Genomic DNA, 10,365 nt, shown 5'->3' on the forward strand with positions numbered 1-10,365 from the left:
TCTCCTTATTGAGTATATCTACCGGCCGTTTGAGCACAGGCCGATAGCTTAAGTTCCTTGGGTGTGCAGATATATAAATGCACGCCGCGCGCGAATTCTACGCAGTCACCGACTGACAAGCCAAGCAGATTAGTCATGGCACGGTAATATCGTCGTAATGCCCTGTTTAGAGGCCCTTAACCGGGTGCGTTAACCCGCAATGACGAGGGGGCTGGGGTAGATTCAAAACACAGGCCTTGAAATTTCAGTACCAGCCCCAACTTTCATGACATCCCGCCGCCAACCCTCTAGGGCGTGGCTCATGCCATCAAATTGGAGTTTTATAACAATGAGCGTGGAAACTCAAAAGGAAACCCGGGGCTTCCAGACCGAGGTCAAGCAACTGTTGCACCTCATGATCCATTCGCTGTATTCCAACAAGGAAATCTTCCTTCGCGAATTGATCTCGAACGCCTCTGACGCTGTCGACAAATTACGTTTTGAAGCGCTGTCCAAGCCAGAACTTCTGGAAGGCGGCGACGAACTTAAAATCCGTGTGAGCTTCGACAAGGACGCCAAGACCGTCACCCTTGAAGACAACGGCATCGGTATGAACCGTGACGACGTGATTACCCACTTGGGCACGATTGCCAAGTCCGGCACCGCCGATTTCATGAAAAACCTCTCGGGCGATCAAAAGAAAGATTCGCACTTGATCGGTCAGTTCGGTGTGGGCTTCTACTCCGCCTTTATCGTTGCAGACAAAGTAGACGTGTTCAGCCGTCGTGCCGGTACCCCTGCCAGCGAAGGCGTGCACTGGTCGTCCAAGGGCGAAGGCGAGTTCGAAGTTGCTACTGTCGAGAAGCCTGAGCGTGGTACCAAAATTGTGCTGCACCTCAAGTCCGGTGAAGAAGAGTTCGCTGATGGCTGGCGTCTGCGCAACATCATTAAAAAATACTCCGACCACATCGCCTTGCCCATCGAACTGCCTAAAGAGCAGGCTGGCGCAGAAGGCGAAGAAGCACCTGCGCTGGAATGGGAAACCGTTAACCGCGCCAGCGCCTTGTGGACTCGACCTCGCGCTGAAGTCAAGGACGAGGAATATCAGGAGTTCTACAAGCACATCGCCCACGACTTCGAAAACCCGTTGGCCTGGAGCCATAACAAGGTCGAAGGCAAGCTGGAATACAGTTCGTTGCTCTATGTGCCGGCCCGCGCTCCGTTTGATCTCTACCAACGTGAAGCGCCTAAAGGCCTGAAGCTGTACGTACAGCGCGTATTCGTCATGGATCAGGCTGAGTCCTTCCTGCCGCTGTATCTGCGTTTTATCAAAGGCGTGGTCGACTCCAACGACCTGTCGTTGAATGTGTCGCGTGAAATCCTGCAAAAAGACCCGATCATCGATTCCATGAAGTCGGCGCTGACCAAGCGTGTCCTGGACATGCTGGAAAAACTGGCGAAAAACGAGCCTGAGAAATACCAGGGCTTCTGGAAAAACTTCGGTCAGGTGATGAAAGAAGGTCCGGCTGAAGATTTCGCCAACAAAGAAAAAATCGCCGGGCTGCTGCGCTTCGCTTCAACCCACGAGGAAGGCGGCGAGCAAACGGTTTCACTGGCGAACTACCTTGAGCGTGCCAAGGAAGGTCAGGACAAGATCTACTACCTGACCGGTGAAACCTATGCTCAGGTTAAAAACAGCCCGCACCTGGAAGTCTTCCGCAAGAAAGGCATCGAAGTGCTGCTGTTGACCGACCGTATTGATGAGTGGCTGATGAGCTACCTCAGCGAATTTGACGGCAAAACCTTTGTTGACGTGGCGCGTGGCGACCTTGATCTGGGCAATCTGGACTCCGAAGAGGACAAGAAAGCCGCAGAAGAAGTGGCCAAGGCTAAAGAAGGTCTGGTTGAGCGCATCAAGACGGCATTGGGCGACAGCGTCAGTGAAGTGCGTGTTTCGCACCGTCTGACCGATTCACCGGCCATTTTGGCGATTGGCGAGCAGGACCTTGGCTTGCAGATGCGCCAGATTCTGGAAGCCAGCGGACAGAAAGTTCCGGATTCGAAGCCTATCTTCGAATTCAACCCGGCTCATCCGCTGATCGAGAAACTGGATGCGGAGCAAAGTGAAGAGCGTTTTGGCGACTTGTCGCACATACTCTTCGATCAAGCAGCACTGGCGGCTGGCGACAGCTTGAAAGATCCGGCGGCCTATGTCCGTCGTCTGAATAAGTTGTTAGTTGAGTTGTCCGTGTAAGACGTCTATAAAAAACCCGCTTCGGCGGGTTTTTTTTGTTTTGAACTCAGAGGTTTTCAATGGAATCTATAACGCTCCAGTCGGTGATCTATCAAATCGATGGCCAGCCTTACGAGGGCCGTCTTGCCTATGACTCAAGCCGAGTGGATCCGTTGCCGGGCTTGCTCATGGCGCCCAATTGGATGGGCATTGGCGCAGGGGCTGAAGAGATTGCCAAGTCCGTGGCCGAACAGGGCTATGTGGTATTGATTGCCGACTTGTACGGTCAAGGCATACGTCCTGCTAATGCTGATGAGGCGGGCGCTGCGATGATGCCGCTGAAACACGACCGTGCCTTGCTGCGCAAACGTATGTGGGCCGCTTACGATAACTTGCGCAACACCTCGTTTGCCAAAGTCGACAGCGCCAAATTGGCAACCTTCGGCTTTTGTTTTGGAGGCTGTTGTTCGCTGGAGCTGGCCCGCGGTGGTGCACCGCTCAAAGCCGCCATATCCTTTCACGGCACCCTTGATACGCCTAACCCCATTGATGCGAACAGCATCAAAGGGGCGGTGCTGGCGCTACACGGTGCGTCCGACCCCTTGGTACCCAACGAGCAGCTCCCGGCCTTTGAAAACGAGATGAATGCAGCAGGCGTTGACTGGCAGTTGGTCAGCTACGGTGGCGCCGTGCACTCGTTCACAGATCCACACGCCAACGTTCCGGGCAAGATGATGTATGACGCGAAAACCGCCAAGCGCGCCTTCATCGCCATGCATAACCTGCTGGATGAAGTGTTCAGGGATTGACCACTTGATCCTTGTTACGCCCGTGCGCGTTTACAGCGCAGCCTGTTTGATCGTCTCGCTGATGGTCAGATCCCGCATCAGCAAGGCGTAGCTCAAATCCACTTGATCGGGGATTGGCAGGTACACCGTGTGGCCATCCCCGGGCGCAACCTCAATTGGCAAGTTGGCAGTGTTGAGTAATTGATAAAGATCGAAGTGGTAGTTTCCGCGCGGGGTCATCAGTTCCAGATGATCGCCCACGGAAAACCGGTTTTTGACCTTGACCTCGGCCATGCCGTTGCGCCGTTCCCCGGTCAGCTCGCCCACAAACTGCTGACGCTGGGACAGTGAGCTGCCATGCAGGTAGTTCTGGTATTCGTCATGCACATGGCGGCGCAGGAAGCCTTCGGTGTATCCGCGTTGCGCCAGAGACTCCAGATCCGTCATCAGGCTGCGATCAAACTCACGCCCTGCCACGGCGTCATCAATGGCCTTGCGGTACACCTGAGTGGCCCGCGCGCAGTAAAAGTGCGACTTGGTGCGGCCTTCGATTTTCAGCGAGTGCACGCCCATTTGCGTCAACCGGCCCACGTGCTGTACGGCGCGCAGGTCCTTGGAGTTCATGATGTAAGTGCCATGTTCGTCTTCAAACGCCGCCATTGGCTCTTCAGGACGACTGGTTTCATGCAGCAGAAACACCTCGTCAGTCGGCCGGCCTATGCCTAATGTCGGCTCCACAGACGGGTCAACCACGTTCACGATTGTGCCCAGTTCATTCTCGGTGGCGGGTGCAGCGTCATACTTCCAGCGGCAGGCGTTGGTGCAACTGCCCTGATTGGCATCTCGCTTGTTCATGTAGCCGGACAATAGACACCGACCGGAGTAAGCCATGCACAACGCGCCATGCACGAAAATCTCAAGTTCCATGTCAGGCACTTGCCGACGAATCTCTTCGATTTCTTCCAGCGATAATTCGCGCGACAGGATGATTCGGCTAAGCCCTTGCTGACGCCAGAATTCGACGCTGGCCCAATTCACGGTATTGGCCTGCACTGACAGGTGGATTGGCATGTGCGGGAAGTGCTGGCGCACTAGCATGATCAGACCGGGGTCGGACATGATCAACGCATCTGGGCCCATGGCGATCACTGGCGCCAGGTCCTTGAGAAAGGTGCGCAGCTTGGCATTGTGCGGGGCGATGTTGACCACGACGTAAAAACGTTTGCCTTGGGCCTGCGCTTCTTTAATGCCTATAGCCAGGTTGTCGTGGTCGAATTCGTTATTGCGCACCCGCAAGCTGTAGCGCGGTTGGCCTGCGTACACGGCATCGGCGCCATAAGCGAAGGCGTAACGCATGTTCTTCAGGGTGCCGGCAGGGGCGAGGAGTTCGGGCGGTGCAAGGGACATAGTGGAGCCATTCGCAAAGGGCGCGATAGTAATCGGGCTTAAACAGTGGAATGTTGATCTGGATCTATGCTTTATGCAGCAACGATGGCACTTGGCAGACGCTTTGCGGACTAAGCTGGCGCTAACCGACGAATGTGCGCCTTACTGACATGGACGGCCTATGAACGAAACAAGCCTGCAACGCAAAACCCTGCTGTTATTGTTGGCCTTGGTCACAATTGCTTTTATCTGGATCTTGTTACCGTTCTACGGTGCGATTTTCTGGGCAGTCGCTCTGGGGATTCTGTTCGCCCCCTTACAACGCAAATTAGTGCTCAAGTTCAAGGGGCGGCGCAACCTGGCGACATTTGCCACCCTGGGTATCTGTACCGTGATTGCCATTTTGCCGGTCATCATCACCACCGCCTTGCTGGTGCAGGAAGTGGCCATGCTCTACAACGACGTGCAGAGCGGCAAGATCAACGTCGCCAGCTACGTCATGCAGTTCAAAGACATCTTGCCGATGAATGTACAGAATTGGCTGGATCGCTTTGGTCTGGGCAATATCGCCGGTTTGAGTGAGAAAGTGTCCAAAGGCGCTTTGGAAGGCAGTCAGTTCTTTGCCACCCAAGTCTTCAGTTTTGGTCAGAGTACTTTCGAACTGGTGGTGAGTTTTTTCATCATGCTGTACCTGTTGTATTTCTTTATCCGTGATGGCCAGCAGATGGTGCGCACCATTCGCAATGCAGTTCCGCTGGCGGAGCAGCAGAAGCGTTTGCTGCAGCTCAAACTGCGTCGCGTGGTGCGGGCTTCGGTCAAGGGCAACCTGGCGGTTGCGATCACACAGGGCGCTCTGGGCGGACTGATGTTTTGGTTCCTGGGTATCCACAGCTCATTGTTCTGGGCAGTGTTGATGATGTTTCTCTCTCTGCTGCCCGCCGTGGGCGCCGGGATCGTCTGGGCTCCCGTGGCCATTTACTTTCTGGTGACAGGTCAGGTATGGGAGGGGGTGGTACTGGCGCTGTATGGGGTTTTGGTGATCGGCATGGTGGATAACGTGCTGCGCCCGATTCTGGTCGGCAAAGACACCAAAATGCCGGACTTCCTGATTCTGATATCCACGTTGGGCGGTATGGCCATCTTTGGCCTAAATGGCTTTGTGATCGGGCCATTGATCGCTGCCCTTTTTCTCTCCAGCTGGGGGCTGTTCAGCGGGACGCGCCGCAAAGTGCGACTGCCCGCCGACATTCAGCCACGCAACTAGCGCAAGTTGTATGACACCCCGACGTAGGCGCCCATGCCTTCGCCGGGGGTCGAGCGCGCGGCGTCCTTGCCGTTGTCGTCATACCCTGGGGTGACGGTAGCGGCATAGCGCTGGCGTGTCAGGTTGCGCAGGTCTAGCCAGGTTTGCCAGTCTTTCTTGGGTGAGGCATACCCGAATGTTGCTCCCCACAACATGTAGGAAGAGGTGTGATACGAGTTGGCGTAATCCACGGCCATGCGCGAGGCCACTTGCGTATTGACCCCGGCGTAGAATCCTTGTGCATGGTCGTAGCGAAGCTCGGCCTGATAATAGTGACGGGGAATGCCGGGCAACGCGTTACTGCCAAAACGTTCATCATTGCGGTAGTGGAAATCACTGAAGGTGTATGCCTGGCGCAACGAGACGTTGCCAATACCGTCTTTTTCCCACAACAGACTGTTGAGCCCGGCTTCAATCCCTTGGTGGACGGTTGGGCTGGCATTGGATTCGCCGATAATTGGCGCTTGAGTGGCGGTTGCAGCTTGCGTCTCGACACTGAGTAGTTCATGCCGAATGGCCGAGTAATACCAGGCGAGATCCCATTGACCAAACCAGGCATCACCCCGGCCCCCCAACTCAAGAGTGGTGGCTGTTTGATTGTGTAAAGCGACAGGTGTGCTTTGACGACCAGTGGCCGGGCCATTATTGACAGGAAACGTAAAAGGCGAACCCCAGATCATCGACCAGGGATGCGGCGGCTCGACGGAGCGACTCACATTGCCATACACCTGCAACGCGGGATTGAACGCGTAACGCAGGCCGACACGTGGCGCGTAATCCCAATCATGTTGGCTGACCTTGCCGCCGCTGTCCGGGTAGCTCACGTCGCTCTCACGGCGGGTGTAGATCAGGGCCATGCCAGTGGTGAGCCATAGATCGGGCATCAGCTCCAGGTCATTGCCGGCGTGCAGCACCGTGTCCGAACCCTGGTAACTGAAGTCGCGCATCTTTGTGCCCGCAGGATACGCCGCGGTGTTTCCCGCAGGAATTCGCACGTATTCCGATGCCCCGCTATTGGGCAGGTGTTTGGTGCTACGCAAGCCCACGGTTGTCTTGCTTTCCAGCCCGAACACGGTGTCACGGCGTTTGTAGTTCAAAGTGCCGCTGACATCGGTATACGCGGCTTTCAGCCGGTTAGGGCCTTCACGCAGGTCCATTGGGTAGTCGTGGTACACCAGTCCGGTTTCAAGCTGCGAGTCGTCGTCCAGGTACATCGTCGTTTTGTTGGCGAACCAGGTACTTCCCGGTTGAGGACGGCTGTAATCTCCCTTGACATAAGCAGGGTTGGCCGAGCGTGGATGATGCTTGATCTGGTCTTTGGTAACACGGCCTGCCAGTTGGTTATCAGTCTCGCGATAGCGCAAATAAAAACGCGTCTCCAGTTGCGGGTTGAAGCGATAACCGACATTGGCCGCAACGCCTTTGCTGCTACCCCGGGTATGGTCTTGATAACCGTCGGTAGTGGCGTCATTCAGGGAGATGTAGTAATCAAGATCGCCCAGTACTTGCCCTGAGCTGAGCTGACGTTTTTGATAACCGTAGCTGCCTGTTTCATAACGCACCTGCAGCGGGGTCGCGTCGTAGCCGGTGCGGGTGACGTAGTTGATCGAGCCGCCCAAGGCCAGTGCACCGGTGTCAAACCCATTGGCGCCACGCAGGACTTCGGCGCGGCTGAGCCATAACGGTTCAAATAATTCATAAGGGGTGCCACCGGGGCCTGTCAGCGGCAGCCCGTCAAACATCACGTACAGCCCTGAGCCGTGGGCACCCGGCGCGCGATTAAGGCCGGAACCGCGCACTGAAACCTTGGCACCGTCGTTGCCCGATGACTGTGCATAGACGCCAGGCTGGTACGCGAGCACGTCGGTATTGCTGCTCGTCCGGCCGGTTTCAACGGTGTTCAAGTCAATCACATTGCTGGCGCCGGGGACTTCACTCATCCGGGCTCGGGCCATGTCCAGCTCACTGCTTTCTTGACTGCGTACTTGCACCTCTCCCAGCTCAAGTGTCTCTGCGAGGGCGCAAGAAGCACAGGCAAGGGCCAAAGGCAGCAGTGCAAAGCGGATAGAACGCATGAATGACAGGTCCAGGGTTGGGCGGGCGGCGCGCAAGCCTATACAAGGCGAGAATCGCTCGCAACTGCCAAACTGGCCTAATGTGTTAGTCCACAGGCGATTGCAATACATAGCACTCGAACAACTCCAAGTGATCCGGCCGAGCGGCCAAGGAAGAGATGAGCTTCAATCCAGCCGCATGTGCCCAATACCGGATGTTGGGCAGCACCGGGGTATGCCCGAACACGATGGCCATTGCGCCGTGTTTCAAGTGCTTCAACAGCATCATTAGCAAGTGTTGCGCGTGGTCTCTGCTCATCACCTCGGCATTCAGGAAGCGCAGAAATAAAACATCGCATTCGGCTGTGGGCTGAGGCGCTTCTTGTGCAGCACGATGGTGAAACTGCAGATTGGGTAATCGATGATGGGTGCGCGCTTGCTCCACCATGCTTAACGAGCAGTCGGCGCCGATACAACGGGTGTGGGGCAACGCACTGGCCATGGACGCTATGAATGCGCCGGTGGAACATGCCGGGTCGAGCAGTCGGGCGCCGGGCTTGAGTCGACTTTGCAGCAAGGCGGTGCAATGGTCTCGAAAGTGTCGTTCATCCTCATTCAGTGTCTGGGCCAGTTTTTCGCTAAAGCGCCAGTGTTCTTCATGCATGACGTACTCCTGTGCATGGCTATCAAGGACGGGGAAGGGAAAGTACAGCTCGCTGCCCGTCAGGTTGGGCGCTCGCTGAAAGAGCTGTGTCTTTTCTGCTTCGCCTGCCGTGATGAACTGCACAGTGACGCCATGGCTCCCGTAAACAATGCGGGTAAAACGCCCGAGCAACATGGAGGGCCGGATCAGGCTGGACAGGTGCTGTCGGCCGCCGAAGGCCGTTGTCAGCGTTTTGCGGCCTACCCAGAGCGAGTCCTCGATATTGAGCATAAACACGTTGTTCAGCCCGGGACCAAGGGGTTCTGTCCACGACGCGTGTTGATGCACCGTCATGCTGCAGAGCGTGTGTATCTGCTGCTGGACGTGCTGCTCGCGGTGTACGGTCAGGGCATGAGTCATGGCATCACCTGACACACTCATTGAGCGCCTGTCCCCGGGCTTGGGGAATGACAACGTTGCCGGTGCTCACAATATAAAAAAGCTCAAGCCCCGGGATCACGACGTTGGCCAGGGTGGTACCCCTGTCCGTTTGATAGAGGGTGCTGATACCCAGTTCGCGGTTGTGCGCGCGTACATTACGGGCGATGACGTGGATCTGCTCGCCCAGCGTGCCTGGGGCGCCGTGCATTGGCAGCGCGACCAGTTGCTGGCGGGTATGCATCATCAGGTCGTCTATATCCAGGCGCAGGCAGCGCTGCAGGCGAGGAAACGCGGCTAAATGGCGCATTTGCAAGTCGATATGTTGCGCTGTGTCGGCGCGGGTTGCCGCCAAACGGACTTGCACGAGTTCGGTAAGTGCGCGAGCTGCCGCATGGGACGCACTTAATGACGTGCCGCAGCCGAAAAGGGTGATGGGCTGGTTACCGGAGTGGGTGAAAGCCATACAGGTGGTGACGCAAAACTCACTGCTGATGTCGAGCAGAATGACTTCTGCTTGCAACTCTGTCTCAGCTTCCTGCCAAAGGTTGCAGAGAGGGTGGTGTGCCTGCGGGCGTTGGACCCTGCGCAGTGGCCGGTCGTGCCGGTAGTAAAAATGGCTGAGCAGGAAGAGTGAGAGTGCATCGCGCTCCAGGCATTCATTGATGGCGTGCAGAGCTGCTTCCTGGTAGGTGGAGCCAATGGCGATGCCGCTGTTGCTGAAGTAGCGGCGTATACCTGCGTAATCAAATGTGTCGCCTGCCAACGGCCTGCCGGGGTAGTCAGGCAAGCTAAAAGCGATCGGGTAATAGAAGGACGCTGTGTCGAGAGGGCTGTGGTAAAGGCGGCTGGCGATGCTGGCCTGAGTGTGTTGAATGACGCTATCCAGAAGACTGTCGTCGTGAAAGATACCGTCGCGCGTGAATCGATTTGCAGGACGCAGTTCAACCCCGACGTGCATCTCATGATGCTCGCTCAGGTAATGTTCCAAGGCTTCATAGTGGGCTCCAACCAAGGCGCTGTCAGTGTAGCCTTTTCCGGAACCGACCCCCTGATGCCCTGAGTTGGCGTCACTCAGCATCACGCGAGTGTTCACAATGCGCTCTCCGAGTGTACGAACGGAGCAGGCCAGCCCGAGGCAGTTCAGCTCTTGAAGCACTCTTGCATACGCCTCGGGCAAAGAAAGCTCACGTTCGTCAGGAGGAATTAATGTCGTCATGGGAGAGTCCGGTGTAAGGAGGGAAGTCAGAAACGTTCCCTCCTTACGGAGTTAGTCAGCGTGGAGTTCTTCTTTCTCGGCATCGGACAATTCAAGTTGATCGATAAGCTGCTGCTCGGTCTGGGAGTCCAGTGTGTCTGCATCAGGCAGTGCCTGGGTGTTCATAGCCATGTGGTAGCCCATATTGAAAACCTGCTTTAAGTGGATTGAAATTTAATTGAAATATTGAGTTGGCTTAGGCGTCCTAGGCTCTGTACGTAAAGTATTGTCGCAAGCACCGCATAGCGCAGGCCAATGAGACCATCGCCGCAAAACTTGTTGG

7 protein-coding genes are annotated in these 10,365 nt (G+C 56.0%); 3 read left to right on the top strand and 4 right to left on the bottom strand.

Annotated elements, in window-relative coordinates; all coding sequences use genetic code 11:
- Positions 1-328: 328 nt before the first annotated feature.
- Together htpG and CJF39_RS20965 are read left to right on the top strand one after the other, a co-directional pair.
- Positions 329-2,233, top strand: coding sequence for a molecular chaperone HtpG (gene htpG, locus CJF39_RS20960; protein WP_094995141.1), 1,905 nt, complete (start codon positions 329-331; stop codon positions 2,231-2,233).
- 59 nt (positions 2,234-2,292) lie between these two features.
- Positions 2,293-3,021 carry a dienelactone hydrolase family protein gene (locus tag CJF39_RS20965; protein WP_094995142.1) on the top strand — a complete coding sequence of 243 codons (729 nt, stop codon included), beginning with the start codon at positions 2,293-2,295 and terminating at the stop codon, positions 3,019-3,021.
- 30 nt (positions 3,022-3,051) lie between these two features.
- Here the strand turns inward: CJF39_RS20965 and yegQ are convergent, their stop codons facing one another.
- Entirely contained in the window at positions 3,052-4,407 is a 1,356-nt protein-coding gene (gene yegQ, locus CJF39_RS20970) for a tRNA 5-hydroxyuridine modification protein YegQ (RefSeq protein ID WP_094995143.1), read from the bottom strand.
- Between the two features lie 160 nt (positions 4,408-4,567).
- Here yegQ and CJF39_RS20975 point away from each other — a divergent pair, with 160 nt between their 5' ends.
- Positions 4,568-5,650 (top strand): AI-2E family transporter, encoded by a 1,083-nt coding sequence (locus tag CJF39_RS20975; RefSeq protein WP_094995144.1) that lies wholly within the window; start codon positions 4,568-4,570, stop codon positions 5,648-5,650.
- Here CJF39_RS20975 and CJF39_RS20980 read toward each other — a convergent pair.
- The 3 genes from CJF39_RS20980 to CJF39_RS20990 all read right to left on the bottom strand — a co-directional run bounded on the left by CJF39_RS20980 (position 5,647) and on the right by CJF39_RS20990 (position 10,004).
- Positions 5,647-7,764 carry a TonB-dependent receptor family protein gene (locus CJF39_RS20980; RefSeq protein ID WP_094995145.1) on the bottom strand — a complete coding sequence of 706 codons (2,118 nt, stop codon included), beginning with the start codon at positions 7,762-7,764 and terminating at the stop codon, positions 5,647-5,649. The two genes, CJF39_RS20975 and CJF39_RS20980, sit on opposite strands and share 4 nt — an antisense overlap.
- Before the next feature lie 85 nt (positions 7,765-7,849).
- Positions 7,850-8,806 carry a class I SAM-dependent methyltransferase gene (locus CJF39_RS20985; RefSeq protein WP_170942713.1) on the bottom strand — a complete coding sequence of 319 codons (957 nt, stop codon included), beginning with the start codon at positions 8,804-8,806 and terminating at the stop codon, positions 7,850-7,852.
- A gap of 4 nt (positions 8,807-8,810) precedes the next feature.
- Positions 8,811-10,004, bottom strand: a complete 1,194-nt coding sequence (locus CJF39_RS20990) for a YcaO-like family protein (RefSeq protein WP_249275407.1) — start codon at positions 10,002-10,004, stop codon at positions 8,811-8,813.
- Between the last annotated feature and the right edge of the window lie 361 nt (positions 10,005-10,365).

Source organism: Pseudomonas lundensis (assembly GCF_002269125.1).
GTDB lineage: Bacteria > Pseudomonadota > Gammaproteobacteria > Pseudomonadales > Pseudomonadaceae > Aquipseudomonas > Aquipseudomonas lundensis_A.

What these genes read in the sequence shown, in the direction of transcription:
- htpG (WP_094995141.1), top strand. Translation starts at nt 329, where the DNA reads ATGAGCGTGGAAACTCAAAAGGAAACCCGGGGCTTCCAGACCGAGGTC.
- yegQ (WP_094995143.1), bottom strand. Translation starts at nt 4,407, where the DNA reads ATGTCCCTTGCACCGCCCGAACTCCTCGCCCCTGCCGGCACCCTGAAG.
- CJF39_RS20965 (WP_094995142.1), top strand. Translation starts at nt 2,293, where the DNA reads ATGGAATCTATAACGCTCCAGTCGGTGATCTATCAAATCGATGGCCAG.
- CJF39_RS20985 (WP_170942713.1), bottom strand. Translation starts at nt 8,806, where the DNA reads ATGACTCATGCCCTGACCGTACACCGCGAGCAGCACGTCCAGCAGCAG.
- CJF39_RS20975 (WP_094995144.1), top strand. Translation starts at nt 4,568, where the DNA reads ATGAACGAAACAAGCCTGCAACGCAAAACCCTGCTGTTATTGTTGGCC.
- CJF39_RS20980 (WP_094995145.1), bottom strand. Translation starts at nt 7,764, where the DNA reads ATGCGTTCTATCCGCTTTGCACTGCTGCCTTTGGCCCTTGCCTGTGCT.